Origin of the sequence: Colwellia sp. BRX10-1, from assembly GCF_014077545.1 — a bacterium.
GTDB lineage: Bacteria > Pseudomonadota > Gammaproteobacteria > Enterobacterales > Alteromonadaceae > Colwellia_A.
Window position 1 is genome coordinate 1 of sequence record NZ_JACGWC010000109.1, and the last position, 430, is coordinate 430.

The following is a 430-nucleotide window of genomic DNA, read 5'->3' on the forward strand; positions in this document are numbered from 1 at the left end:
TAACCTTCGGGAGGACGGTCACCACTTTGTGTTTCATGACTGGGGTGAAGTCGTAACAAGGTAACCCTAGGGGAACCTGGGGTTGGATCACCTCCTTATCTTGAAGTAAAAACAGTTTAATGGAAACTTCGGTTTCACGAGTGTCTACACAAATTACATGATAACAAATTAGAAGAAGAAAGCCCTTGGGCTTGCTAATAAGATAGGTCTGTAGCTCAGCTGGTTAGAGCGCACCCCTGATAAGGGTGAGGTCGGCAGTTCAAGTCTGCCCAGACCTACCAATTCATACACTGAATTGATTAATCTTCTTCATTAAAGAAAAGACCAAATTAAGGTTTACTTTCGTCATGCTGAACGTGTTTCAGTATCTGGTGAGTGAATATTAATTTGGTTTTTTAAACCACGTTTTTAACCGAATGCGCGTTAAGAA

At 41.4% G+C, this 430-nt stretch carries 1 tRNA gene and 1 rRNA gene; both read left to right on the plus strand.

Features of this window, described 5'->3' with window-relative positions:
• Window positions 1-98, plus strand: a 16S ribosomal RNA gene (locus H4J75_RS19750); the annotation flags it as partial.
• Window positions 99-204: 106 nt separating this feature from the next.
• Window positions 205-281 (plus strand) — tRNA-Ile (locus tag H4J75_RS19755).
• Window positions 282-430: the final 149 nt, after the last annotated feature.